At 47.9% G+C, this 26065-nt stretch carries 17 protein-coding genes; 7 read left to right on the top strand and 10 right to left on the bottom strand.

Going from position 1 to position 26065, the window contains the following annotated elements; all coding sequences use genetic code 11:
• Both VIM72_RS27440 and VIM72_RS27435 read left to right on the top strand, forming a co-directional pair.
• Window positions 1-1767: FAD-dependent oxidoreductase (locus VIM72_RS27440; protein ID WP_332006006.1), on the top strand; the 1767-nt coding region annotated here is incomplete at its 5' end.
• A 2-nt stretch (window positions 1768-1769) separates the two neighbouring features.
• Window positions 1770-3242: a rubredoxin gene (locus tag VIM72_RS27435; RefSeq protein WP_332006005.1), complete on the top strand. Its 1473-nt coding sequence runs from the start codon at window positions 1770-1772 to the stop codon at window positions 3240-3242.
• On the opposite strand, the gene VIM72_RS27430 is transcribed toward VIM72_RS27435, so the two are convergent.
• Window positions 3217-5241, bottom strand: a complete 2025-nt coding sequence (locus VIM72_RS27430; protein WP_332006004.1) for a hypothetical protein — start codon at window positions 5239-5241, stop codon at window positions 3217-3219. The genes VIM72_RS27435 and VIM72_RS27430 overlap by 26 nt on opposite strands.
• Before the next feature lie 180 nt (window positions 5242-5421).
• Entirely contained in the window at window positions 5422-6618 is a 1197-nt protein-coding gene (locus VIM72_RS27425) for a glycosidase (RefSeq protein WP_332006003.1), read from the bottom strand.
• Window positions 6619-6837: 219 nt separating this feature from the next.
• On the opposite strand from VIM72_RS27425, the gene VIM72_RS27420 reads away from it, so the two are divergent.
• Both VIM72_RS27420 and VIM72_RS27415 read left to right on the top strand, forming a co-directional pair.
• Window positions 6838-7563, top strand: a complete 726-nt coding sequence (locus VIM72_RS27420) for a porin family protein (protein WP_332006002.1) — start codon at window positions 6838-6840, stop codon at window positions 7561-7563.
• A gap of 393 nt (window positions 7564-7956) precedes the next feature.
• The gene (locus VIM72_RS27415; RefSeq protein ID WP_332006001.1) at window positions 7957-9111 is read left to right on the top strand and encodes an MFS transporter; all 1155 of its coding nucleotides are present in this window, start codon (window positions 7957-7959) and stop codon (window positions 9109-9111) included.
• 33 nt (window positions 9112-9144) lie between these two features.
• Here the strand turns inward: VIM72_RS27415 and VIM72_RS27410 are convergent, their stop codons facing one another.
• Both VIM72_RS27410 and VIM72_RS27405 read right to left on the bottom strand, forming a co-directional pair.
• Entirely contained in the window at window positions 9145-9954 is an 810-nt protein-coding gene (locus VIM72_RS27410; RefSeq protein ID WP_332006000.1) for a tyrosine-protein phosphatase, read from the bottom strand.
• Between the two features lie 31 nt (window positions 9955-9985).
• Window positions 9986-12862, bottom strand: a complete 2877-nt coding sequence (locus VIM72_RS27405; RefSeq protein ID WP_332005999.1) for a TonB-dependent receptor — start codon at window positions 12860-12862, stop codon at window positions 9986-9988.
• 229 nt (window positions 12863-13091) lie between these two features.
• Between VIM72_RS27405 and VIM72_RS27400 the strand changes: the two genes are divergently transcribed.
• Entirely contained in the window at window positions 13092-14198 is a 1107-nt protein-coding gene (locus tag VIM72_RS27400) for an AraC family transcriptional regulator (protein WP_332005998.1), read from the top strand.
• Here the strand turns inward: VIM72_RS27400 and VIM72_RS27395 are convergent.
• Entirely contained in the window at window positions 14166-15101 is a 936-nt protein-coding gene (locus tag VIM72_RS27395) for a LysR family transcriptional regulator (protein ID WP_332005997.1), read from the bottom strand. The two genes, VIM72_RS27400 and VIM72_RS27395, sit on opposite strands and share 33 nt — an antisense overlap.
• A 94-nt stretch (window positions 15102-15195) precedes the next feature.
• Here VIM72_RS27395 and VIM72_RS27390 point away from each other — a divergent pair, with 94 nt between their 5' ends.
• Window positions 15196-16314: an alkene reductase gene (locus VIM72_RS27390; RefSeq protein WP_332005996.1), complete on the top strand. Its 1119-nt coding sequence runs from the start codon at window positions 15196-15198 to the stop codon at window positions 16312-16314.
• Entirely contained in the window at window positions 16304-17398 is a 1095-nt protein-coding gene (locus VIM72_RS27385; RefSeq protein ID WP_332005995.1) for an alkene reductase, read from the top strand. The genes VIM72_RS27390 and VIM72_RS27385 overlap by 11 nt, the downstream gene beginning before the upstream one ends.
• Before the next feature lie 81 nt (window positions 17399-17479).
• Here VIM72_RS27385 and VIM72_RS27380 read toward each other — a convergent pair whose 3' ends face one another.
• From VIM72_RS27380 to VIM72_RS27360, 5 genes are all read right to left on the bottom strand, one after another.
• Entirely contained in the window at window positions 17480-17623 is a 144-nt protein-coding gene (locus VIM72_RS27380; RefSeq protein ID WP_325637982.1) for a hypothetical protein, read from the bottom strand.
• A gap of 73 nt (window positions 17624-17696) precedes the next feature.
• Window positions 17697-19217: a right-handed parallel beta-helix repeat-containing protein gene (locus VIM72_RS27375; RefSeq protein ID WP_332005994.1), complete on the bottom strand. Its 1521-nt coding sequence runs from the start codon at window positions 19215-19217 to the stop codon at window positions 17697-17699.
• 66 nt (window positions 19218-19283) lie between these two features.
• Complete coding sequence (locus VIM72_RS27370) at window positions 19284-20585, bottom strand: IPT/TIG domain-containing protein (protein WP_332005993.1); 1302 nt, start codon at window positions 20583-20585, stop codon at window positions 19284-19286.
• A gap of 29 nt (window positions 20586-20614) precedes the next feature.
• Entirely contained in the window at window positions 20615-22450 is a 1836-nt protein-coding gene (locus VIM72_RS27365; protein WP_332005992.1) for a RagB/SusD family nutrient uptake outer membrane protein, read from the bottom strand.
• Window positions 22451-22473: 23 nt separating this feature from the next.
• Window positions 22474-25905, bottom strand: a complete 3432-nt coding sequence (locus VIM72_RS27360) for a TonB-dependent receptor (protein ID WP_332005991.1) — start codon at window positions 25903-25905, stop codon at window positions 22474-22476.
• Window positions 25906-26065 lie beyond the last annotated feature (160 nt).

Here is a 26065-nt window from a genome sequence, read left to right as displayed (position 1 = left end):
TTAATTCTTACCACCGGCCGCATCCGGGACCAGTGGCATACCATGAGCAAAACCGGTAAGGTTAGTAAGCTGAAGCAACACATCTCCGCCTCCTTCCTGGAAATACACCCGGAAGATGCGCGGCAACGCGGTATTTCCGCTGATGATATTGTTACCGTTACCAATAGCCGGGGCACTGTGCGGGTAAAAGCACAACTGAGCAACACCATTAAAAAAGGAGTAGTGTTCCTCCCTATGCATTGGGGCAAAATACTTCAGAACGACCTGCACCGTGCCAACAATCTTACCAGTACCATACTGGACCCTGTTTCAAAACAACCGGACTTCAAATATGCAGCCGTACAGGTAGAGCGCTACCGCAAACCCGTACAGAAGATCGTGGTAATAGGCGCCGGGGCCGGGGCCTGCGGCTTTGTAAAGTCGTACCGGGAACTGAACACCTCCGATGAAATCGTGGTATTCAGCAAAGAAAATCTCCCGTTCTATAACCGCGTGATGTTACCGGATTATATCAGCGGCACACAACAGTGGAAGCAGCTGGTGAAAATGACCCGTGCAGAGGAAACAGCTTATAACATCACACTACACCGGGGAGTGAGCATTACGCATATTGACCGCGCCAACAAATTGCTTACAGACAGTAACGGGAACGTACATACGTACGACGTCCTGCTGATGGCTACCGGTAGCCGTGCGGCTACCCTACGTGATATTCCCGCGATACCCGGCATTTTCACCATGCGCACCCGGATGGATGCAGACGCCTTCAGGCAGCATATAGATCCCGCCAGGGGGAAAGTAATGATAGTAGGGGGTGGATTATTGGGGATTGAGCTGGCGGCATCTCTCAAAGAAATGAATATAGACGTTGGCGTTATACAACGCACTTCCCGGCTGATGGACCGGCAACTGGATGCACTTGGCGGTCAGCTCCTTTATGAAGAACTTACCGACAGGGGCATCGATATTTACTACAACGATGAAATCAACCGTTTCTCCGGGCATGAACAACTGGAAGGCATACAGCTGAAAAGCGGTTTGTACATTCCCTGCCAGGCAGTGGTAATGTCTATCGGCACTGTTCCCAACATAGAGCTGGCACAGGCTGCGCAGCTGGAATGCAACCGGGGGGTAGTAGTAAATGAGTACCTGCAAACCAGCGACCCGGATATATATGCCATTGGCGAAATTGCAGCTTTCAACGGAACCTTGTATGGTATTACCGCAGCAGCAGAACAACAGGCGGAGGTAGTAGCCCGCTATCTGAACGGCGATATCAGCAACTATTACCAGGGCTCCCTGTTTATGAACATCCTGAAAATGCACGGCACTGATCTTTGCTCACTGGGAATGGTGGAAACACCAAAAGACCCGGCATATGAAGAAGTAGTGTTCATCGACAAAGCAAAACGGTATTATAAAAAATGTATCATTCACCAGGATAAGCTGGTGGGCGCTATCCTGATCGGCGACAAATCAGAGTTTATTGAATTCAGGGATCTTATCCAGCAAAAAATAGAACTCTCTGATAAGCGCCTCGAGCTGTTGCGCTCCGGTAAGAAAGGCACACCGGTGATCGGCAGGCTGGTATGTTCCTGTGGCAACGTAGGCGAAGGCAATATCATGGAAAAGATAGCCGGCGGCTGTGATAACCTGCAACAGCTTTGCCAGGCTTCCGGCGCCGGGCTGGGCTGTGGCAGCTGCAAATCAGAGGTAAAGGCTTTGCTTGAAAAATCTATTCAAAAAACCGCAGCAGCACTCGTATAATTATGGCTAAACATACGCATACCTTATCCGTTAATTTCACCGGTGGTATTATTTCACCGGGTTACCTGCTGGAGCTGCTGGATACAGCTGCCGCTGCACATGCCACGCATGTACGTTTCGGGTTGCGGCAACAATTACTGATAGATGTACCGGATAAAGGTCTTGCTGCCTTTAAAAACAGCTGCGCAGAGAAACAGTTGCCCATTGCAACACAGCCCAACATTATGAGCTCCTACCCTGCCGCTGGTATTTTTATCCACGATACCTGGCTGAGCGAGGGGATTTATAAAGATGTATTTAACGGGTTCGACTATACGCCGTCGCTGAAGATCAATATCTGCGATAGCCAGCAAACATTTGTACCACTGTTCACCGGGCATATCAACTGGATCAGTTCCGAGAGCCTGCATTACTGGTACCTGTATATCCGTATGCCGGGAAGCCAGCAGCTATATGCATGGCCGGAGCTCATTTATACCAACAATATTGCTGCCATGAGCAGGCAGCTGGAGCAAAGCATCAATGAAGGCGATTCGCCGGAGGAAGTGTACTACCAGGTAAAGCAAACAGCGAAGTATATCAGTCGCCCGAAAGACAAGGAACCTGACCTTCCTGCTTTTCATTTACCTTATTACGAAGGTTTTAACAAGTATGATAATAGTTACTGGTTAGGTATTTACCGGAGAGATGAAGATTTCCCGATTGCCTTCCTGAGAGAAGTATGCACCATTTGCCTGGAAACCCGTGTAGGGCAGCTATATGCTACACCGTGGAAGTCACTTATCATTAAAAATATTGAGCCTGCCCACCGGAAGTTATGGGATTATGTGCTGGGAAAATATGGCATTAATGTGCGCCATGCCGCCAATGAACTGAACTGGCAGGTGGAAGACAACTGTGAAGATGGCCTCGTATTAAAGCGGCATATCATTCGCTATTTTGATACCGCCGATGTGCGGACCTATGGCTTATGTTTCAGTGTAAGGATCAACCGGCCAGCCAGTCTTTTTGGTACCGTAGTGATCCGCAAGCAGGAGAACAGGCATGGCAGCAAGCTGAAATACATGCAGCGTTACGATATTCTTTATACAGCGGGTTACAACGCCAACTCTGCACAATTGCTTTTATACCGGGAAGGCGTTTCCAAAGAGCACCTGGGGCCTTATATTGTAGCGCTGTGCAGAACGTTCTATGAGCGGGAAAGCGAGGCGAATGTATTACAGCATTACGTCACAGAGCAGCAATCGCTCGTAACTGTGGCAGCGGTGGAAAGAACCGTGCATCAATGCGGAGAATGTTTAACCGTGTATGATGATATTGCCGGGGATCCTGAACAACAGATACCCGCAGGCACTTTGTTCAATGAGTTGCCGGCAGATTATTGCTGCTTCGTGTGCTCGTCGCCGTTAAGTTCCTTTAAGCCTGTAAGTGAAGCGGATTTACACCCGGCTACTTTATCCACACACATTGTGTAAATGCCCCGTTGGCTGCGGCATCCCAGAACTCAACACGTACCCATCTGCGCTTTTCCAGGTTGATGTTAAAGGTGAACGACCGGGCGCCGAATGCCTTTGTATTATGCAGTAAAATTTTTTCCCTGTAGGTTTTCTCCCCATCGCCGGAGATGATTACTGCATAGTTAAGCGGGAAGGTCCAGCTGGCAGACACTTTCACAACTCCTTTCCGGGCTGCAGCGATGGTACTGCCCGAAGGTTCTCCATTCACAGTAAAAACGGGTAATAATATTTCACCGGTAGTAACAAAAAACTTTCCCTGCTGCATCGCATCAAGAACAGGTTGCCATCCGTCTTTAAAAGCAGGCAGGCGATCCAGCTGGAGGTAATTCACATTGAGATGCCCGTATAATTCATCTTCCGGTGTAATACGGAAAAGATCAGCTTCTGCAATCATTGTTTTATGAAAACCCCAGTTGTTCATATCATCCAGGAGATCTAATGCCCGCTTACCCAGATATGGCTGCGAAAGATCGGCTGGTAAAGCCTTCCAGGCAGCGCCCATAAATTGCGGCGATGCAAAAAAAGCTTCGTCTTTATATTTATCAGGGAACCCGGTAGAGCCTTTGGTACGTGCATGGGCCGTCCACGCCATCCCCTTCTCTCTTTGCAACAGCTGTAGCATTTCCTCTTTATTGCTTACCCTGTACACTTTTCCATAAACAGGATCATCAGACACAAAAGGCTGCGAGGGCTTACGATCCATTACCCAATACACCGGTTCGGGGAAAATATTCATCCAGTGCCCACCAAAAAAGTTGTTAGGTTCTTCCCCGGGCAGCAACAGGAATTGGGAATTGGATAACCGTTCACATTCCCTGAACAATGTTTGCTGTTCAAGAAAACGTTGGTCCTCCGGACCGCGTGGATGGCCAGGCCCGTGGAATTCTCCCAGGTGAACAATGTCTACACCGGTTTCCCGGAAGGCCTGTATAAACGCCGGGACCTCCGGCATTGCTACCTTGTTCAATACATCTGTGGTATGTTCCTGGTGAAAGTGGCTGCTCATGGTCTTGTACCCTGGAAGCGGCGTGTAGGTGTCGCTATGCGTATAGCGGCGTACCTCCTGCAATGTTTGGCCGGCCGTTGTATTGCTGAGCAAACAGAAGAAATGGAGGCGTTGTGCGGTGCCGGGGGGCGCGTTAAACCAGGGCACCCATCTTTTATCGCCTTCCGGTTCCTGGCGTATGCCAATGCCAAATCCCGGCTCTGTTCTGTTATAGTTATTCCCATACCAGGTGAACGACTGGTTAAAGCAGTTATCCAGCGGATAAAAGAACTGGTGCGGTGCCGGGAACAAAGCCAGACTGCCGGTTTTGCTTTCTCCTATAATGGTGCGGTACTTTACTGCCACGTTGGTGCTTTGTTCGCTTTGCACCGCTGGTGCGGATTGCATAGCGCCCCTGGGATCCGCCCAGTGGATTTGCTGCCATGGGATATGCGTTGCCGTTAGTCCTGCATCATACAGGATAGCAGTGGAATCTTTCCGGGTGGTCATTACAGCTGCTATATTCATTAAACCGCTGCCATTATACAGTGTTATTTCCACTGCTCCGCTGAAGGGCCCTGCCGTTGCGCCTGCCACCCGTATAACAGTACGTGAGCCATCAGTAACAACCGCAATACTGTCTTTCTGTAATTGTACCTGATAGGTGGTGTGTGGTAATTTTGCTGTTTTATCAAAGAAGATATTCCAGCCGTTCTGTGATATCAGATCGCGTTTGCCGGTAGTAAGAAAAAATACCGGCTGCAGATCTGATGCCACTGGTTGCCATGCTTTCTTGCCGGTGCTCCAGCTGAGGCGATGAATAAGCGGTTGCCCCGGTTCCAGGTCCAGCATTATCTGCGCCTGCTGGTTGGCGCCTGAGTTCCACACAGCCGTAAGCAGTTTATTGGCCACATTAACCTTCGTTTCAGCAGTGGGTTTGTAAGCGTTCAGGTTAACCGGTACCTGCGCCATAGCAGGTAAATAAAAAAAACAACAGCAAACAAAATACAGGAAAAAGCGCATAGCACGTGGATATTTAACTGACAAAAAGGGAACCATAATTACAAAAGGCAATCATCTTTCCCTTACAAAATAATAATTGTCAGCATAACATCCCGGCGTTTTTTATAACCGGCGTCAGCATTAAACCAGTTAAGTAGCGGGTTTAATAAAGTCCAGGTTCTTACTCACCTGGCCGTATATACGTTGCACCGTGCTGTCGGATGTAAATCCGTCTGCCGGCGTATTGATGGCATAGTCCAGCATCCGGTCGACCGTAGTAGTAGCCACATGCAGGCGGGTATCAGACGATGCATAGTAGATAAAAATATTGCCCTCTTCGTCTGTTACCCAGCCATTGGAGAACAATACGTTGGATACATCGCCTACGCGCTCCTCTCCTTCCGGCGCCATGAAATAACCGGCGGGCTTATATATTACCTTTGCAGGGTTTTCCAGTGAAGTAATAAATACATAGAGGGTATAACGCAGTCCTGCTGCGGTGTTACGCACGCCATGGGCCAGGTGCAGCCATCCTTTGCTGGTTTTTATAGGCGCAGGGCCCAGGCCATTCTTTGCTTCATACACGGTATGATACCTTTTCTTATCCAGCAGTTGTTCTTCACGTATAACGGCGCTGGTGATATCATCCGCCAGTCCGAAACCGATACCGCCTCCGTTGCCGGCTTCAATAAAGCCATCCTGTGGGCGTGTATAAAAAGCGTACTTCCCGTTTATCCATTCAGGATGCAGCACCACATTGCGTTGTTGCGGGGAAGTTGTTTTCAGATCGGGCAGCCGCTCCCAGGCAAGCAGGTCCCTGGTGCGGACAATGCCGCATTGCGCAACAGCCGACGACTGATCTCCAGCCATTGCAGCAGGGTCCCTGCGTTCCACGCAAAACAGGCCGTAGATCCACCCGTCTTCATGCAAGGTTAATCGCATATCATACACATTCGTTTCTTTATTGGCTACCTGGGGTAATGCGATAGGGTAATCCCAAAAACGGAAATTATCGATACCATTCGGGCTTTCAGCCACCGCAAAGAAAGATTTGCGGTCGTTGCTCTCCACCCTTGCCACAAGATAAAACTTGCCATTAAGGCGGATAGCGCCGGCGTTAAATACGGCGTTGATACCAATGCGCTCCAGCAGGTAGGGGTTAGTGCGTGGGTTCAGATCATATTTCCAGAAAAAAGGTATATGCGCAGCCGTTAGTACCGGGTATTTATAGCGGCTAAAGATACCGTTGTAGTTACCTGCAGGCTGATTGACGCGTTGTACCAGCTGTTCGTACTGTTCCTGCAATTGTTCCACCTGTATAGTGGTATTCTTCATTGTATGTTCCATAAATATGATTTAGAGATATCAGCTGCTACCGGCTTTCAATAAAAATACGGACGTATCCCATAGGTTACTGACACTTTCTTTTCTAAATCTTATACTATTTCAATCAAGTGAAGATGTTAAATCGATGCACCTGATAACTTAAGACATCTTTTTCTTGCAGTGAGCACTTTTAATATTTACTTTTATCGCACATGCTACTACATTAAAACCTATTTCCAAATGAAAATAAGACCTGTACTGAAGTATTTGTTGCCTTATATTATTCCTGCCTGTGCTGTATTTTCCGTCCTTCCGACATTTGCGCAGAATAAACCATTTACTTTCGGAGTAAATGCGGGATTGAATATCTCCAATGCCTATGAAGGTGCTAACTATATTCTTGCCCCAAAGAAAAGTAAACCTGGATTCCAGGCGGGGTTCAACATCGATTATGCCGTATCTGATAACTTTTACCTGCGATCCGGTCTTTCGCTGACTACAAAAGGCGTGATACATGAGAAGACGGATATCTGGATCGGCGGCAGCAATCCACCGGTTACCTATTCAAAAACAACCACCCGTGAAACTTATCTGCAGCTGCCGCTGCTGATCGGTTACCAGTACCATATTACGCCGGCTTACCGGCTTTTTGCTCAAGCCGGGCCTTATTTTGCCTATGGTATAGGGGGTAAAGAAATAACAGAGAGTAAAACCATTCATCAGTCTGAAGAGATAGACAACAAAAAAGTTTCGACGGATACATTCGGAGAAAAAGGAACCGGTTTATCAAGAACGGACTGTGGATTAGGCGGCGGACTGGGAGTTGGTTACAAAAGAATTGCATTGATGATCAGTTATGAACTGGGACTTGTAAACCTGGCGCCCGACAAAGAGCCCGGTACTACCTCTTCCGTCCGCTTTTATAAAAACAGGAACCTGTCCATTACTGTCGGATACAGGTTATAACCCATATCTACATTTACCTATAAAAACAGTATTTAATACCTGCTGTATTCGGTAACCTGTTATTCCTTACAGCACCGGCAGAGTAGGCACAGATCTATGCCAGGATGTGGTGTTGCTGCGGGGCTCCCCGGCATCCAAAGGGTTATGGAAGGACGTCTTCGGCAACGCTATTCAGGCTCCCCGGCACCCAAAAGGTTATGGAGGGCGCCGGCATCATCAGCCATAAATCATTTAATACTATACTCTTAAATATAACAAAGGAGCATTCTTAACATCGCTGCGGGAAGGCATAAGTGTCAACATAACAATAATTAGTATATTTCTCCGGCCAATCTCCCCGGATTTGCCTAATTTTGCACCGTCAATGCCACAAACAGGTGTGTAGCGCAGATCATGTTAGCAGATATTCAAAATGAAACCGATGCCAGGCAATACCGCATCGCTATTTCCGTCTTCTTTTTCATCTCCGGATTAGGTTATTCCTCCTGGGCTTCCAGGATCCCCTCTATTAAGCAACAGTTGCACTTAAATGAAGCGCAGTTCGGGCTGGTGCTGTTGGCGCTGCCCATCGGGCTGATGCTTACCATGCCCATTACCGGCAAACTGCTGGGACAGTTCAGCAGCAGGAAGATCATGGTGTTTGGCGCCATGGTATTTAACCTGATCCTGAGCCTCCCAGGCTTTACCACCAGCATATGGCAACTGGCGCTGGTATTGTTTTGCTTTGGCTCTGCCCGCAACCTGCTGAACCTTTCCATGAATGCACAGGCGGTACAGGTACAGCACCTGTTCCCGCAGTCCATCATGACCACCTTCCATGGAATATGGAGTGTGGCCGGCTTTGCAGGTGCGGCCGTCGGCTACCTGATGGTGACCATGAACGTGGCTCCCTCCTATCACCTGTTGATGGTAAGTGCGCTATTGCTGGTATTTACCATGTATTATTATCCTAAAACCCTGCCGGATGAGCCGGTAAAAGAAACAGTAAAAAGAGCGGCATTTGCGCTTCCTGATAAATCATTGCTGAAATATTCCCTGATCTGTTTTGCGTGCATGGCTACAGAGAATACGATGTACGACTGGAGCGGCTTATACTTTGAAAAAATTGTAGGCACCAGCAAACCTACTGCGGTAGCGGCATTTGGCATATACATGGTAGCCATGACCACCGGCCGTTTTATTGGCGACAGGCTGGTGAACAGGCTGGGCATTAAATCGATGCTGATGTACAGCGGCTGGTTTATACTTTCAGGGTTACTGCTGGCCATCGTGCTGCCTTATCCGTTTACCACCGGTATAGGATTCATTTTTGCGGGACTTGGCGTAGCATGCGTGGTGCCATTGGTATTCAGCCTGGCAGGCAGATCAAAGAGCACCAACAGCGGGCAAACACTGGCCTCCATATCCACCATTGGTTACCTCGGGTTTATGATCGTACCACCATTAGTTGGATTGGTAGCCCAGGCCACCAGTCTGCGCTGGTCTTTTGCCATAATGGCTATGTGCGGTTTGGCCATTGTAACACTGGTGAAAGGATTAAAAGAATAGTTTAAGGGGAGGGCAGCCCCTCCCCTTAAACCGTTAAATGGTATACTTCTCTTTCAGGATAGCCCGTTCCTTCTCACCTATACCCAATTCTTTCTCAAAGAAATTCTCTACCGTACCGTATTTGCCTTTAATAGCATTGAAAAGGCTATGCAGCAGCTCTGGTTTCAGCTCCAGCGCTTTACGGATGGATTCTTCATCCATACCGGTGCTTTGCCGTAAACCCTGGAACATCCTTTTGTTCATAGGCAGCAGGTATACATTGCTGGCAGTAAAATCGGCTTCTATAGTTTGCTGCGGCACTCCCAACGCATAGAGGAACAAAGCGGTAGCCATACCGGTTCTATCGCGGCCACCGGTGCAATGATACATGATGGATTCATTCGCCGGCAGTACCAGCAGTTTCTGGAACAATGGCTTATAACGGTCGCCCAGGTATTGGGTATTGCCGTAGAACTTCTCCAGGAAATTACCATTCTTAATGATCTCGTTCATTTGTGCGGCGCCGGGAAGACTGTCGCTCCCCGCGGGGCACAGCAGGTAATCTGTTTTGGGCAGCAGATGATCCGGCGCGGCAGCGGCTTCTTTCACGCCACGGAAATCAATTACAGTATGGATATGTTTTTGTTCCAGTACGGTGAGATCCTGGTCTGTTAAGCGGCTTACATCTGCAGAGCGGAATACTTTTCCCCATACTACTTTTTTGCCATCCTTTGTTGTATACCCGCCCACATCGCGGAAGTTCACGGTTCCCTGCATACGCACTACCCGTTGAGCGCTATCGGCTAATTGGGCAAAAGTTGTTCCCGGTAAGGCAATAGCCAGTACCAATATTATTTTTTTCATATGTAGTTTATTATTTTTTTTGAGAGATGAATTACCTGATGATATCCCAGCGGATACCCGCCTGACCGCGACTGCCATACCATTCTTCTGCAGCCACGCGGCGTTTATCGCCCATATAAGTTTTCAGCGGTTCGTTAGTAATATTATTGAGCTCCGCGAACACCCGTATTTTGGAAGTGATGTTCACGGTAGCAGAAGCATCTACCGTAAAATTTTTATCTGTCCAGATATAAAAATCCTTGCCCAGCTGTTGGTTGATGGTTTCCACGGAAGCGCCGCGATAATTACCGGCGATGCGGATCATGACACCCTTGCGCTCATAAAAGAGGATACTGTTAAAGAGGTGGCGCGACTGGTTAGGTAAACCGGTTTTATCAGTGATCTTATTTCCGCTTACCGTTCTTGGTACCTCTACGCTTGAATTAATAAAAGTATAGTTCAGTTCTGCGCCTAACCCGCTGAGTATGCCCGGCAGGAAATCGAACCGTTTGTTGATACCCGCTTCCAGTCCAACGAGGGAAGCATTATTCAGGTTCTTTGCCTGCGCTACCACATAGTTCACCCCATTTTCCACATAGTAATTCTTATCTGCAAAAATCACATTGCTGATCTGTTTATAAAAAATACCACCGGAAACAAGACCAATATTTTTGAAATAATATTCGCCCATCAGGTCGAAGTTATTGGAGAAGGTAGGTTGCAGATCCGGATTTCCTTTGGTGATGGTTACATTCGAACCTGTGTTATCCACAGACTCTCCCGGTGTAAGATCGGTAAAGTTAGGACGGATAAAAGTACGGGTATAGGCTGCGCGCAGGTTGGCCTGTTCGTTGATGCTGTATTTAAGATGCAGCATAGGCAACAGGGCATTATAATTATTTTTCACCGTAGCCGGTGTAATAATGGTTTCCTTTGGAGTGCCTGCTGCAGTAGCCTTTGAGCCATGCAGGGTAAAGGTGGTGTACTCGTTTCTTACACCGGCAATCATTTTCAATTTATCCGTCACATCCACTTCCGCCATCGCATAGGCGGCGGCTACGTTTTCCGTACCTGTATAGATGTTGGTGGCGTTGGATTTCGAAGTATAGTCGGCGAAGCCGTTCTTACGGAGCGTGGCAGTATCATACAAATCAAACAATTGTTGTTTGGTGAGAGGGTCTACCATGAACTGGTCGTAGTTACCTTTCAGGCCCTGGAAGAAGCCGCCGCGAACCGGGAAGCTGGTAGTTTGCAATGCGCTCAAAGGCAACAGGGCCGGTGAATTTGGAATACCCAATGCTGCGCCCGGCAGGTATACAATGTTGGAGCCATACATACCGGCGCGGTCTTTATGACGGTATTTGGCGCCGAACTTCAGGTTTACCCTGGACGATGCGCTCACTTTAAAATTCAGCTGTGCGGTTTTATCTTCTTCCTTTGTATCCAGTTGAGCAATCACCAGTTGTTGCAAGGTGAGCTTTGCAGGGTCCATTACTTCCCCGCTGTTTTTTATGCCGGCATCAAAGTGTAGCGGGTCACCGCCAATACCTTCCGGAGAATCGAAGCCCCAGTACCGTTTCCCATCTTTAGAAAGATTATTAAAACCACCGGTGATCTTCTGGCGGAAAGTAGCAATGGGCAATCCTTTATTGTTATTGGTGGGTGGGGTTTCAAGAAAGTATTTCGTATAGTAATCGCTGATAGCCCAGTCCATTTTTACTTTGGAAGACAACTGGTGCTCGCCTCCCAGTTCACCGCCGTTGAGCACCGTCTGGTAATAAGAGTAGCGATAATTATACTGATAGCGGCTGTTATTGTAATCGACATAAGATTCGTATACCGGGCGTATATCGTTGAATTTATCCATCAGTCCGCGGAAGAATATTTTATGCGCAGCATTGAATTTGTATTCCAACTCAACGTTAGCGCCATAAGTCTGCCGTTTTCCCATATACCGCTTAAGCATCACCGTGCTGATGGATTTTTGCTGGGCGGGATCGGGCAAGGCCGTATTATAGGCTACCTCAAAGGCGTCGGTTCCCCATTGGCGATCCCATATGGCGCCGGCAATCATTACGCCCAGCCTATCTTTGAAGAAGCGGTCGCCATACACGAGCGATGCGTTGTAGGTAGCATCCTTTGAGAAAGTGTTGTACCCGCCGGCTGCGCTTATATTCAGCGTTCTTTTAGCGGGAGCAGTGCGGGTAATGAAGTTAATGGAACCGCCAATAGCATCGCCCTCCATATCCGGCGTGATGGCTTTGGCCACCTGTACGTACTGGATAATTTCTGAAGGCACCGCATCAAGCACGGAGTTACGGTTGCCCAGTACATTGGCGCTGGGCAGGCGGCTGCCATTGAAGAGGGTCGATGTCCATGCAAACGGCGTACCTCTTACCGTAGCGGCATCCGCTTCGCCGTGGTAGCGGGCTACCGCCACGCCCTGTACACGCTGCACTGCTTCCGCCGCATTGCGGTCCGGCAATTTCCCGATAGCATCTGCCGCAATAACGTCCATGATAGCAAGCGAGTTTTTCTTAATACTGAGGGCTTTTACGGTAGAAGGCGCCATGGTTCCTTTCACCAGTACTTCTCCCAGTTTACCGCCGGTGGGCGCCAGGATAATATTACCTGCATCGTTGATACCTGGTTTTACTGACAGTTCCAGTGTTTGGGTTTCATGTCCTATATAAGATACCAGCAAGGTTACTTTACCGGTAGTATGTACATTTAAAGTGAATGCCCCATTCAGATCGGTAGCAGTACCTTGCTTGCTGCCGGCGGTTTGCACAGAGGCGCCGGGCAGGTGCCCTTCTCTTCCGTTGATGATTCCTTTAATGGTTTGTGCCTTTGCCGTGCCTGTTATTACCAGCAGGAGCAGTAATGTACAGCAACGACTACGTTTTAATGGTATAAAAATGCGATCCATATGAAGGTATTTTTCAGCAAAAGTGGGAGTTGCTGATGATGCTTTCGACCGCATCCAACTACTGCTACGTGTATACGTATTTTCCGGTTTAAACGTACTCACTTTTATTGAAAACCAATGCATTAACCTGTGTTACGAAATCATTACCAAATGGAGCCGCCACTGGCAGAAAGGGTAGGTTTAACATTGTGGTAATATTGGTTTTATACTTTCGGGGCATATCCGCACTATGATATATGTTATTGCCATCGGAGCATTTCAGGCGCTAACCGCAGTAGCCTTACTAAGCAGCAGTAAATTGCGCAGCAAGGCCGACTTCCTGCTGATCTTATTGTTATGCAGTATTGCTGCGCATCTTGCTATTAAATTCTGTATCTATTCATTTGTGAACGATCATGAAGTACGCACGCAGATGAATACTTTTATCGGTTTTTGCTATGGGCCATTGCTGTACCTGTACGCCTGCCAGCGGCGGGATGCCGCATTCATTCCGGCTTCGCGGTGGTATGTTTTCCTGCCGTTTATACTTGGCGCAGTAGGTTATCTTACGGTAGTATGCGTGCTCATGTGGTCTGCCGATGCAGGCCATGCCGTGTTGTATTATTACAATGAAACCACCACCTGGATGATGATGGTACCGGGCTTTCTTTTCCCGGGATTATCGCTCCGTATTGCAAAGCAGTTACCTGATATGCCGCAGGAAAAGAAGCTGATCAACAATATCAGTTACCTGCTCTGTATAATAAGTATCATTTCGCTGGGATTTAAAACGGCGCAATCGCTTCATATGCTGCATGGCTCGTACAATATTATCTGCAGGGATATCGTGTATTCGTTGCTGTTAGTAGTATGCCTGGTGATCATCCGGTACAAGTATGTGGGGATTATGGGTTTACAACAGGCGAAAACGCCCGCTGCAGCCGGGGAGGTGTCTCCACCCCGTAAAATGCAGCTCAGTGCCGAAGAACAGCGGCAGGTACTGCAGGCGCTGGAAGCGCATCTTCATAAAACCAGGATATATACGGATGCAGAGCTGAACCTCGACAAGCTCGCGCAGGGAACGGGCATCAGCAAATATCATATTTCGGAAACGCTGAACAGTTATGCCGGCAAATCGTTCTACCAGTACATCAATGAATGGCGCATCCGGCGGGCGATGGAACAGATCCGTTTCATGAATGAAAAAACATTGCCGGTGAATGTGCTGACACTGGCGTACGATTGCGGCTTTAAAGCCAAATCATCTTTCAACCAGTATTTTAAAAAGATCACCGGTCTTACACCTACTGAATATATCAAGTCGTTAGTTACGCCGGGCGTTACTATTCACGAGTGAGGGCCTGCGGAACTCTTTCGTAAAGATCTGCTGTACCTGGTCTATTTCGCCTGCGTACATTGTCTTCTTCCGGGTGCCGAAATACAATGTATTTTCTATTGCCGGTTCTCCTTCCCATACCAGTTTCATAGCGCCCGTTTCAATTTCCTGCGTACATAAAAAATCGGGGACAACGGAGAAGCCTGTTCCTCCACTGAGGCAGCGTACAATAGAGCAGATGTTGGGAACAATATAGTTAGGTTTGAAATCCATATGGTGGCGGAAGTTGAGCTGCCAGAAGCGTTTCAGGTGCTCCATATCCGCAGCGGTACTATACCACAGTTGTTCTTTCAGCCAGTTCTCCGCAGCTTCAATATCTTTCTTTTTTAATAATGCGTGCAGTGGTTTCACATCTGTTTTCCCATCAGCTACCAGCACAATCCTTTCTTTTGAAAACGGTTTAAACTCCAGGTTTTTCTGATCTCCTCTCTGTGGCGTGATGATGAGGTCTAACAGACCTTTATCGAGGTCGTTGATCATTTGGGGATAGTCGCCGAACTTGATGATCACATTAAACGGCAAAGTGGCAATATACTTCTCCAGGGTATATTGAAATGTTTCGAAACACATGCCAATGCTGATCGTAGCCCTGTCTACTTTTGTGCTTTTATGGAAAAGCTGTTCTGCATTTTCCAGTTTAAGCAAAGGCTCTTCTATAAAGTTATAGATCACTTTCCCTTTTTCTGTGGGCACCAGTTTTTTGGCAGAGCGGTCGAACAGTTTATAGCCGGTATATGCTTCCAGGGAATTGAGGTGCAGGCTTACACCCGGTTGCGAAATAAAGAGCTCCTGCGCCGCACCGGTGAGCGAGCCCTGCTCATAAATGGACTTGAAAGTACGAAGCCACTCCAGGTTGAGTCCCATATAATTATCATTTTAATGATACAAAGGTATAAGTTAAATAATTATGATGATAATATTTTTTGGAGGAATTTTGCCTTGTCAAAATACGAGAACGATGCTTTTTACAGATTATAAATTAGGCGGGCTTCATCTGAAAAACAGGATAGTAATGCCGCCAATGACCAGATCCAGGGCCGCCCGTGGCGATGTAGCCACTTCACTGATGGCCGAGTATTACAGTCAGCGGACCGGCGCCGGGCTGCTGATATCAGAAGGTACACAAATCAGCCGGCAGGGCCAGGGATATGCCTGGACGCCGGGTATATATAGCCAGGACCAAATAGCCGGCTGGAAACAGGTAACAGACGCCGTACACGCCAATAACGGCCTCATCTTCGCACAGCTGTGGCATGTAGGCCGTGTATCGCATACTTCCATACAGGAAAACGGTGCAGCGCCGGTGGCGCCATCCGCTATCCTTGCGGAGGGTGTGAAAGTATTTGCCGATCCTGCAGGCAAAGGCCCTGAAGGCGGCGCCGGCGAAATGATGCAGCACTCTATGCCCCGCGAGCTTACAAAGCCTGAAATAAAGGCTATCATCAATGATTTTGCACAGGCGGCTAAAAACGCCATTGCTGCCGGCTTTGACGGTGTGGAACTGCATGGCGCCAATGGTTACCTCATTGAGCAGTTCATCGACTCACAAACCAATCACCGTACAGACGAATACGGTGGTTCACTGGAAAACCGTTTGCGCTTTCTGAAAGAAGTGGTCACTGCTGTAGCCGATGCTATAGGAAAAGACCGTGTAGGCGTGCGGCAGGCGCCTTTAACCACGCTGATGGGCGCTATGGACGACCACCCGGAAGAAACCTACATCGCTGCAGCAGAAGTGCTGAACAAAATAGGCATTGCCTATATCCATATTGCGGAAGCCGACTGGGACAATGCCCCTGTGATGCCGGTGGCATTCAAGGAAGCATACAGGAAAGCCTTTAAAGGCACGCTCATCTACGCCGGCAAATATACCGTTGCCAGGGCAGAAGAAGCGTTACAGCATGGCTGGGCAGATCTTATCGCCTTTGGCCGCCCCTTCATTGCCAACCCTGACCTTCCCTACCGGCTGCAACACCAACTGCCATTAAATGAACCCGACAGGTCTACTTTCTTTGGTGGTGGCGCAGCGGGTTACACAGATTATCCCACTATTAAAAAAACAGCCAATGTTATTTGAACCATATACCGGCAAAAGCCTGTCATTAAAGAACAGGATCGTGATGGCGCCTATGACGCGCGCCCGGAACCCGAACAGGATCCCCAATGAAATGAATGCGCTGTACTACCGTCAACGTACCAACGCAGGGCTTATTATCACGGAAGGCACTTCCATCTCTCCTACCGCATCGGGTGTATTACATATTCCCGGGCTGTATACACCGGAGCAGGTGGAAGGCTGGAAACTGGTTACCAGCGCCGTTCATGCAGCTGGCAGTAAAATATTCACGCAGCTATGGCATGTGGGCCGCGTATCACATACCAGCAATCAACCTGGTGGTATTGCACCGGTTGGTGCATCAAACATCCAGGCAGCCAACTCATATGCATGGGGCTATGACGACAACGGCCGCGAGGCATTTGTGCCCTGTTCTGTTCCGGAAGCTTTAACAACAGCAGGCGTGAAAGCAGTGGTGCAGGATTTTGCCAATGCCGCTGCCAATGCAGTGAAAGCCGGGTTCGACGGGGTAGAGCTGCACGGCGCTAATGGTTACCTCATTGAACAGTTCCTGAATCCTTTTGTGAATAACCGCAGCGACGAATACGGAGGCAGCATCATCAACCGCAGCCGTTTCCTGCTTGAAGCCATTGATGCCTGTATTGCCAAAATTGGCGCGGAAAAAACAGCGATCCGTCTTACCCCCTATGGAGGCCTGCATGAAATGCCGCATTACGAGGAACTGGAAGCCACTTATCAATACCTCGCCGCTGAACTTGGCAAGCGGAACATCGCTTATATTCATATCATGGACCAACAGTCGAGAGGCAGCTTTGCCTTACCGGAAGGCTTCCTGGAAAGGTTCAGGAAACAATACAACGGCGTGATCATACTCGCCGGTGGGATGAGCCGGGAAAAAGCGGAACGATATTTAAGCGCCGGCATCATTGACCTCGCTGCCTGGGGAGAACCTTTCATTGCCAATCCTGATCTTACTGACCGGTTGAAAAACAACTGGCCATTGAATCCACCCGACCGCGCATTACATTATGGGGGAGCTGCACATGGATATACTGATTACCCGACGTATGAAGCGACGCTCTAATACTTTAAAAAACACTGAACCCGCCTGTGACAGCGGGTTCAATTCAACTAAAACAAACTTGAGCCATTGGGCATCCGGCTATTAGCATACCCAAAAAGTTTCTCCGCAGGAAATGAACTGCGTGGTTGGCAGTGTGCGGCCTTTGCTTTTTTCCTGTGGCGCTTTACTAAGACTAGCCACGGTAATTTTTGTGAGCTTCAGCTTTGAGGTGATTTTCTTTTTCATATTGATACAGATTTAGGTTACTTCAATCTACGCTAAGAATCTGTTATCATCAATCACGTAAAAAGGGGATTTATCACTGCTGTGCTCCTTTACTGATCTTATTATTTACAATACGTGCGTTGCCGTCAATATCAACACTCCCGTTCACTGTTTCGGAAATAACTACCCCTGTATTACGGGCCGGCGAATTAGTAGCAATATGCAGGTCCGGCGTTGTAGTACTGATGAGTAAAGGATCTGTACCATGCACCGAGGCGGCATCTGTGCCGGAAGTGGTTTTCCAGGTATTGAAATCAGTAATGATATTTGTGTTGGTACCGTTCCAGATCCATTGCGGCGTGCCGGTGGTGAAATAAAGATTATTGTCGATGATATTACCTGATCCTGTATTGGTGTATTTATGCACAAAGATATCTACCGGTCTCGCATATACGATATTGTTACGGATCACATTATCAAAACATTGCTCGGTAAGCCGGATCTCTCCTTCTATTTCCCCGAAAGCGCCCGGCTCGCGGTCATTGAACAGGAGGGTGTTGTTTACTACATAACAGTTGCGTGTACCACCGGAAGTATACCCCAGGTAGCCGCCAAGATAAATACCTGTGCGCCAGCAGTTATACACAAAGTTATTCCGCACAATACAGTTGCTGGTAGGATAAGCATCATTTTCACTTACAATACCAATACCGCGGTCCGCCTCATGGATGCGGTTTCTTTCCACGGTGATATTTCTTGCACCATCCACATAAATGGCAATGGCGCCGTGGCCATGTACGCCACCCACAGGCCCACGGGTCATGTCGATGTTGTACAGTTCATTTTCGCTGATCACGCCATTCCTTGCATAGTTAAAAGCAGGGTTGGTATTAGCCGCGTAGCCACCGGCCGCATCAATACCAATGTTCTCAGTATTGTAAATGGTGTTCCGCCTGATGATAAATCCATCTACATAACCATTGATCGTAAGATTCTCGCTATAACCGGTTTTTGTATCATGAATAATATTATCTTCCACAAGGATGTTCTTCATTACATCAGCGGTGTTCCCGATAATCTCAATACCATGACCACTACGACCCTGCGAGGGATCTACATTATGTTCTATGTTATAAATTTTATTTTTCCGGATGATGATATTACCGGCTCCCGCGTCTGTTGTGATCCCATTCACATTGGCGCCTGCAGCGGTGCTTTTCAGGTTGCAGATATCAAATCCTTCCAGTACTACATAACTGGTGTTACTGATGGTTACCAGTGCTTCCCTGCCGGTAACAATCATCCCTGAACCGTCGATCACGGCCTTTTCGCCGGGATAAGCCTTCAGCGTGATCAGCTTTTCAAGCCGGCCTGAGCGCGGGAACACTACCTTTTCGGGATAATTGCCGGCCCTTACCATCACTGTATCGCCTGGAAGGGCTTTGGCCAGGGCGATGTTTATACTGCGCACTGGTTTGTTGATAGTACCGGCTGCGGAGTTATCCCCATTTTCCGCCACGTAGTAAGTATGTGTTTGTGCCGCATCAACGGGAGTAACGGTAGTAGATTCTTTACTACAGGCGCCGGCCAGCATAGTGAATAGTAGTAAGTACATGTTCCTGTTTAACATCTTAAAAAAATAAACGGCAGCAATACTGCTGCCGTGGGTTTACATATCGGTTTATTCAGAAATAATTTTCCTCACCCTGTTATTATTTTTGTCCAGCACATATACCACGCCATCCTTATCTACCGCCACGCCCATGGGCGCATTAAATGAAGCGGCAGCGCCAATGCCATCTGCAAAACCTGCAGCATTACTACCGGCATAGGTGATCACGTTCCAGGTATTGGCGGAAATGGCACGGATGCTTTCATCGGCATTAGCGCCATAGCTGCCGTTTCCGGCTACGTAAATATTACCGGAAACATCTACCGCCAGCCCCCATGGATTGGCAAATCTTGCTGCAGCACCGGTTCCGTTTACATATCCTGCTACGCCTGTTGACCCTGCTATCACAGTGGGCTCCCATGTGCCTGCCTTAAAGCGGATAATAGTATGACCTGTATTACTGGATACATACAGGTTACCGGCCTTATCAAAATCCATTCCGCCCGGAGCGGCAATACCGTTAATGATAGCAGTGCTGCTGCCATCTGTCCCCATCTCAAAAACGCTTCCTCCTCCATTGCTGCAGTAATACACTTTGCCTGATGTTTTATTCACGGCTACATTCCAGGGTTCCTGTACCGTACCTCCCAGTGTGGTGGTGGTACCATCCGGCGTGATTTTGCGGATACTCCAGGTTCCCGGATCAGCGGCATACACATTGCCTTGTGCATCTAACGCCACACCGTATGGTATCTGGAAACGTGCAGCCGGCCCTTTGCCATCATCGCTGCCACCGTTGCCAGGGCTACCGGCCAAAACGGTGGCGTTACCTGCGTTGTCTATTTTACGGATACAGGCGTTGCCAGGATCAGCCACATATACGTTCCCGTTATCATCGGCAGCAATTCCCATCATACGGTACCAGCTCTGCCCGTTGAAGTTAAACAGGGCATCGGCGCCTTTTCCATTGGCAAAGCCTGCGGTGCCGTTGCCTGCGAGTGTAGTAACCGTTCTTGAAAATACATAGGTAAACGGCGTGCTGCTTGTTACGCTGTCCTTACCAACTTTCACCACCAGGTTGCCGGTACCGCATCTCTTCGGTACTATTACCATGATCTGCTTCGTATTGGCGTTCACAATAGCGCAGCGTTTACCATTGATGGTGACAGTAATATCCGATGTGTCTGCAGAAAAATTATCACCTGTAATCAATACCTCTGTAGTAGCTCCGCCGGTGGCGGGAATAAAGTCGTTGAGCAGTACGGGCTGTCCGTCTGCATGTTTCAGATCGTCGTCTTTTGAACATCCGCCCAGCAAGGCAGACATCAGTAAACAACCTGTAAGTATATATGAATTCAGTGGCCTGATCATAGCAGTTAGTTAAGAATTAAATAAAGAAATTACCAGCCGGGGTTTTGCACCAATGCCCGGTCCCTTTCCAGGTCCTGTTGCTGGATGGGAAACATATACATTTTGTTGTCCCAGTATCTTTTCTGAAACAGGGTACGTGTATAAAAACCAGTGAAAGAAAATCCCTGGTCATTGTCTTTCGCATTCACATTCATACCATAGATCGCCTGGTTTTCCGGTTTGCTCATCAGCAACCTGCGGATAAGTGTGTAGTACCTGTCGCCTTCAAAGCAGAATTCCACCTGTCTTTCCCGGAGGATATATTTCCGCATTTCTTCCTGGTTGCCTATGGCACCCGGATATACAGTTTCAATACCCGGCAGGCCCGCGCGTGCTCTTACCATGTTAAGGTATTTCACGATATCTGTATTGGCAGGGTCATATTCGTTCAATGCTTCTGCATAATCCAGCAAAATCTCTGAATAACGGATAAGGATATACGGAGAACGGTATGCATCGGTAGACATGCTGCGGAGGTTATCATTCGGGCTCAGTAGTTTAGAAGGGAGATAACCGGTAATAATATTGCTGCCCATTCCCAGCATACCTGATTTACCGCTGTAGTAAAACTCCTGGCGGCCGGTGCCATCTTTATTCTTTTCTGAAGAGAAATAATTCTTATCATCTACAGATACCGCTGCTACCACGGGGCGGCGGTTATAGGCAATATACGCATAGAACCTTGGTTCACGTTTTGCATACATGTTCCAGTCGCCTTCCTTATTTTCCCAGTAATGATCACCATCCTTTGTAGCAAAGCCTGTTTCCACATAACCGGAAGAAGGGTCGGTGATGGTTTTACCGTTGTTCATATAAAACGCATCCACTACATTCTGGGTGGCGTTATACAAATTATATCCTGCAGGACCAGGAGAAGAACAGATGGTATATCCCCAGCGCTGCCAGTTCATAGATGCGAGAATAATTTCATCGTTCCATGAAGTGAGGAACAGATCGCGTACAGAAAGGAACGGATCAAAGCTGGTACCGCCGTTATCAAGATTGGTAAACAGTTTATACTTGTTGGAATCAATGATCGCTTTGGCTGCCTGCGCGGCAATGCGCCACTTGTTCACGTCATAACCGGAAGGCGCCAATGCGGTACCATCCTGGTTCTTAAACGATGCCAGGGCCGGGTTGCCATTCCATAATGGACTGGCCGCCCATTGCGCTACTTTTGCTTTTACAGCAAGACATGCCCCACGGGTAGCACGACCATTATTCCCCGAAGAGCTCCACACAAAAGGAAGACCTGCAGCAGCGCCATCCATCATATCGTTGATAAATTTCACGCAGGTATCGAAAGGCGCCCTGGGATACTTATTCATGTCTTCATCCTGGCTCACGGTATTGGTGAGCTTTACGAAGGGGCCATATTGCCTTAACAGCATCCAGTAAAAATAACCACGGAGAAAAAGGTTCTCTGCTTTATACTGTGCTTTCAGTTCATTACTCAGCTGATCGGCCGGCACCTTATCAATGTTCTGTTCAAAGATGAAGGATTTCCGGATAGCGGTATAGTATCCGCCCCAGTTATAGTAGTACCAATCAGAAGCGCTCCAGTTACCACTCACCATATACCTTACAGTAGTGCCGGGGATGGAAACCGAAAGCTCATCTGCCGCGCCAATACCGGCATAATCGCCCCCTGCCTGGCGGGCGCTGTAAATATTGCTCAGGTAGGCTTCTGCGTTAGCCCTGGTTTGCCAGATCTGTTCTTCCGTAAGAAGATTATCCGGCTTTTTATCCAGGTACTTGCTGCATGATACCAGTGTGATGGCAGTGATACCGGTGAAAAGAAGTAACAGGTATTTATATCTGGTCATAACGATGATCTTTTTGGTCTTGATTAAAACTGCGCTCTTACACCCAGGGTAACGGTTTTCGGGAAAGGATACCTTGATCCGTAAACGCCCAGTTCTGGATCCCATAATTTAAACTTCGTGAACGTAAGCATGTTGGTAGCCGTGGTGTAAACCTGGAGGTTGCTGATTCCTTTACGTTTCATATCCGGTGTAATAAAAGAGTAACTGAAAGTAGCCTGTTTAAGGCGCATAAAACTGCCATCGCGTATCCACCAGCTGCTGTTTAAATAGTTATTATCGTTGGTGTTCGCAACGGTTAGCCGTGGATAATGTACATCCTGGCTGGGGTTTTCTGTTGTCCAGCGGTTCATCATATCTTCCAGCACGCTGGCGGTGTACTGGCCCATCCCTGCAAAGGGCACTACGCCTACCCCATCTGCACCGGCGCCATTGCCCGCCACACCTATACCATTGGCCATGATACCTACATCGGCTACGCCGGCAAAAACAGCAGAGAGCTCAAATCTTTTATAGCCAACATTAAAGCCATAACCGTATGACCAGGTAGGGAAACTGGATTTACCCAGGTAAGTCTGATCATTTCCATCTACTTTACCATCATTATTCAGATCTTCGTATTTCACATCGCCCGGATGTACCACCCTGAACTGCTGCGGGCTTTTCTCCACATCGTCCTGGCTGGTGAAAAGGCCCAGGCTTTTGTAGCCTTTGAACTCGCCTACTTTATGTCCCTCCTGTTGAGCATAAGCATATAAAGCAATAGGGTTATCTGCATAGATGATCTTATTTTTTGCATAGGTAACGTTACCGAATATACGAATAGATACATCTTTTCCAATGTGATCCGTATATTCTATACTACCATCTATTCCTTTATTCACCATTTCTCCTATGTTGCCAAAAATATTGCTGCCACCATACCCCGCGATCGGTGATATTGACTGGCGGGCAACAAGAATGGCGCTTCTCTTATCCTGGAATCCATCTACGACGATATTCAGTTTATTTAAAATTCCTACTTCCAGACCAATATCTGTTTTCGCTGATTTTTCCCAGGTAAGGTTTTGTGTGCCGATCACATCTGCATTGATGCCTCCGGTATAGGAAGGAGTACCTGAACTACCGAAAGACACGCCGCTGGCGCCGTTATAATAGGTAAGATAACCAAAGCGGTTCTGATCGATCTGGTCATTTCCTGTCATACCATAGGAGCCCCGGATCTTCAGCAGACTGATCACTTTCGTATATGGCAGGAAAAAGTTTTCTTTTGAAATTACCCAGCCAATGGAGCCTGCCGGGAAGTAACCCCATCTTTTGCCTTTATCAAAATTCTCAGAGCCGGTGGCCCCCATATTTATTTCCGCAAGGTATTTATCCATATAGGAATAAGTAACCCTGGCGGCAACACTCTGATTGCGGTATGGAATAGCGCCCTTTACATCGCCTGCGGAACCCACCAGGCGGTTACGGATACTACCTACCAGCAGTCCGCCAAAATTATGTTTACCGAAGCTGTGATCATAAGTGAGGTTGCCTTCCAGGTACATCATCCGTTCACCGGTTGATGAAGAACCATAACCCAGGTAAGTATTTCCTATCCTGGTTTGATTGTAGACCAGGTTACCGTTTTCATCCCTGCCGGGTGCATAGAACAGGTCATTCACTCCTTTCCTGCTATTATCAAATTCGCTGTAGGTATCAAAAGAAAAACGGGCATTCGCACTCAGTCCTTCAGTAATTACATCCAGTTTCTGATTAAGGGATAACACGGATTGGATGGAAGGTCTGAACTCTGTGGAATAGCCGGAGTTCTGTACGAGGTTAAACGGGTTGGAGCCACCGTTGTTTACCGGTCCGGCCCATTTGCCATCGGGGTAAGACACGGGGAAGGATATAGGATTGGTAGCGTAGGTAGAATACCAGATAGCTCCTGCGGAATTGCCCGGGTAGCGGGTGTTTACCAGCATGGAAGCCAGGTTGAGGGAAAGTAAGGTTGTTTTGGTAACGTTCAGGTCCACATTACTCCTGAAATCATATCTTTTGAAATTAAGATTCGGATTATAACCAATGTCTCTTACATTATATTGTCCATCCTGGTTGTAAAAAGACATAGACACATAGTAGCGCATGGCTTCTCCACCGCCGCTTACGTTTACGTTGGCATTGGTCATGGAAGCCCAGTCTTTATAAATGGTATTGATCCAGTTTACATTGGGATAAATATAAGGATCAAGCCCGCTGGCTGTTTTACGGATCACTTCATCCGTGTATACCGGTTCTTCGCCGGCATTGGTACGGGCCTCGTTATACAGTTTCATATAATTCACGCCGTCCAGCATTTTTGGCATTTTAGTAAGCCCGCTGAAGCCCGTTTCTGCTTTGGCAGATACTTTAGGCTTACCGGCAACTCCCCTGCGGGTGGTGATGATCAATACGCCGTTGGCGCCTTTAGCTCCATACACCGCAGTAGCGGAGGCATCTTTCAACAGGGAAATGCTCTGTATATCTTCCGGGTCAATGTTATTGAAAGCGCCGCCATAGGTACTGTTTACATCTTCCCTTTGCACACCGTCAACAATAATGAGCGGGGAAACGCTTCCTTTAAAAGTACCAATCCCACGGATAGTGAAATTGGGATTATCATACCCCGGTTCGCCACCGTTGCTCTGCATGGAAATTACGCCAGCCACCTTTCCCACCAGGGCATTGGTTAAGGAACGCACCGGCGTTTGCATATCGGCCATGTTTACGGTAGATACCGCACCCGTTACAGTTACTTTCTTCTGGCTGCCAAAACCTACTACCACTACTTCGTTCAGCTTGTCCACTTTTGCGGTAAGACTCACCTTCAGCGTTTTCTGGTTCACTACTTTTACTTCTTCAGGGTTCATGCCCATCATGGCTACTTTGAGGATATCATCCCTGGTGGCTGCAATGGAAAACACCCCCATCACATCTGTAACGGTTCCTTTTTTACTGTCTTTCACCGTAATAGTAGCGCCGGGCAGGGGATTTCCATCTACATCCATTACCTGCCCCCGAACCAGCCATTCCTCCTGCTTTGCCGCCGCCGGTACTGCGGTATTTTCCGGTGCGTCTGCTTTTTTGTCGAGCACAATCCGGTTGCGTTGCAGTACATAGCTGATGTTTTTATCTTTAAAGATAAAGGCCAGTACCTCTTCCAGCTTTGCCTGGCGGAAATTGAGCGACATTCTCTCCCCGTCGTTCAGCAGCTGGTTGCTGTAAACAAGGGTAAGACCAGTCTGTTTTTTAATGGCCCGGAAGATCTGCAGGAGCGTTACCTCATTACCGGTAACCGTGACGATCGATTGCAGCGAAGGCGCCGGTGTTTGTGCCTTCACACCGGAAAATGAAGTGCATAAAAGGGCACACAGCACCAACATGCGCACAACGTTTCGCATAGCCAGCTTACAGTGGCGTATACTTTTTCTCATTCGGGAATTGTTTACAAGTTAAAATGATGGTACAGCAAATGACAGTAACAAATGCTTTCATCACAACTACATCGTTTTCCTGGAAACGGGTGACAAGGAGTAGTAAAAATATTTTTTGAGGGGAAGGAAAATCTTATTTCAGGGTAATTTCATTACCTGA

The organism is Chitinophaga sp., assembly GCF_036569185.1.
Lineage (GTDB): Bacteria > Bacteroidota > Bacteroidia > Chitinophagales > Chitinophagaceae > Chitinophaga.
Note: the sequence above shows the minus strand (reverse complement) of the source record. Positions and strands in the feature narration are given on the sequence as shown.

Excerpts from the sequence above, each read along its gene's own strand:
- VIM72_RS27390 (WP_332005996.1), top strand. The coding sequence starts at position 15,196 with ATGCTTTTTACAGATTATAAATTAGGCGGGCTTCATCTGAAAAACAGG.
- VIM72_RS27400 (WP_332005998.1), top strand. The coding sequence starts at position 13,092 with ATGATATATGTTATTGCCATCGGAGCATTTCAGGCGCTAACCGCAGTA.
- VIM72_RS27360 (WP_332005991.1), bottom strand. The coding sequence starts at position 25,905 with ATGAGAAAAAGTATACGCCACTGTAAGCTGGCTATGCGAAACGTTGTG.
- VIM72_RS27405 (WP_332005999.1), bottom strand. The coding sequence starts at position 12,862 with ATGGATCGCATTTTTATACCATTAAAACGTAGTCGTTGCTGTACATTA.
- VIM72_RS27420 (WP_332006002.1), top strand. The coding sequence starts at position 6,838 with ATGAAAATAAGACCTGTACTGAAGTATTTGTTGCCTTATATTATTCCT.
- VIM72_RS27380 (WP_325637982.1), bottom strand. The coding sequence starts at position 17,623 with ATGAAAAAGAAAATCACCTCAAAGCTGAAGCTCACAAAAATTACCGTG.
- VIM72_RS27430 (WP_332006004.1), bottom strand. The coding sequence starts at position 5,241 with ATGGCGCAGGTACCGGTTAACCTGAACGCTTACAAACCCACTGCTGAA.
- VIM72_RS27425 (WP_332006003.1), bottom strand. The coding sequence starts at position 6,618 with ATGGAACATACAATGAAGAATACCACTATACAGGTGGAACAATTGCAG.
- VIM72_RS27395 (WP_332005997.1), bottom strand. The coding sequence starts at position 15,101 with ATGGGACTCAACCTGGAGTGGCTTCGTACTTTCAAGTCCATTTATGAG.
- VIM72_RS27385 (WP_332005995.1), top strand. The coding sequence starts at position 16,304 with ATGTTATTTGAACCATATACCGGCAAAAGCCTGTCATTAAAGAACAGG.
- VIM72_RS27410 (WP_332006000.1), bottom strand. The coding sequence starts at position 9,954 with ATGAAAAAAATAATATTGGTACTGGCTATTGCCTTACCGGGAACAACT.
- VIM72_RS27370 (WP_332005993.1), bottom strand. The coding sequence starts at position 20,585 with ATGATCAGGCCACTGAATTCATATATACTTACAGGTTGTTTACTGATG.
- VIM72_RS27375 (WP_332005994.1), bottom strand. The coding sequence starts at position 19,217 with ATGTACTTACTACTATTCACTATGCTGGCCGGCGCCTGTAGTAAAGAA.
- VIM72_RS27365 (WP_332005992.1), bottom strand. The coding sequence starts at position 22,450 with ATGACCAGATATAAATACCTGTTACTTCTTTTCACCGGTATCACTGCC.
- VIM72_RS27435 (WP_332006005.1), top strand. The coding sequence starts at position 1,770 with ATGGCTAAACATACGCATACCTTATCCGTTAATTTCACCGGTGGTATT.
- VIM72_RS27415 (WP_332006001.1), top strand. The coding sequence starts at position 7,957 with ATGTTAGCAGATATTCAAAATGAAACCGATGCCAGGCAATACCGCATC.